This window comes from Bacillus glycinifermentans (assembly GCF_001042475.2).
Taxonomy (GTDB): Bacteria; Bacillota; Bacilli; order Bacillales; family Bacillaceae; genus Bacillus; species Bacillus glycinifermentans.
Genome location: NZ_LECW02000044.1, coordinates 1 through 776, shown reverse-complemented (window position 1 = coordinate 776; position 776 = coordinate 1). Strand labels below are relative to the sequence as shown.

The 776-nt window shown below is 40.1% G+C and carries 1 protein-coding gene; it reads right to left on the bottom strand.

Annotation, left to right across the window (positions count from 1 at the left end; all coding sequences use genetic code 11):
* A partial coding sequence (locus AB447_RS19465; RefSeq protein WP_057957718.1) for a hypothetical protein occupies positions 1-541 on the bottom strand: 541 nt, incomplete at its 3' end.
* Positions 542-776 lie beyond the last annotated feature (235 nt).

The following is a 776-nucleotide window of genomic DNA, read 5'->3' as shown; positions in this document are numbered from 1 at the left end:
TTTCGCCTTTATAGAAAACGTGCGGGATCGAATCAATATCCTCAAGCTCAATTTGTAGCAAAGGTGGCTTATTCAGCGGTTCTGCTTCCAGACTATTTAAATCGCCTTTTGGAATAGCCTCTCCATCGAGAAGTACAGTTCCCCCATATTTGTGGCCAACATAATTCACATCTTCTCTCACAGCAGAGAATGAATCTGGTTCTTCCCTCACAAATCCTGTTAACAGCACACCAAGCTTATGAAGCCTTTTAACAGCATCCTTTGGTATGCCTTCATCACAAACGACATTATAAAGCCCATCGACTTCTGATCCGTCTACATATCCAATAATATTAAGGTCCGGATGTTCTACCTGGTAACATCTCGCTACCTCTCTTTTTGTCAGGACAGGATAATTATTCTTTCTCGCAAACTCTAATAGTGCAGTTGTTTTACCGAGGCGCCTTTGTCCCTGTCTTACAAAAATAAACTCATTCTTTTCTGCTGCCTTTTCCAACAAGTCTGAAATGCTCATATGCGCCAAGTTCAATTCAAAGCTCATAGGTCAATCCCTCCCTCAAATAAAAAACGCCCTCCCATTTGGGAAAGCGTCTTTTTTTATCATCTATGTTAATTTTCATTTCCTACTAATTCATTGTATTCTTCCAGCCATTCAGTAGGTATACTCTTATTAGCTTGTATATATCTCATGATAGCGCCACTTAATTCTTCTGCCCTTTGTTCATCATGAATGAATCTCGGTTTCACCCCAATAGGTGGCTTTTCATCTATCATCG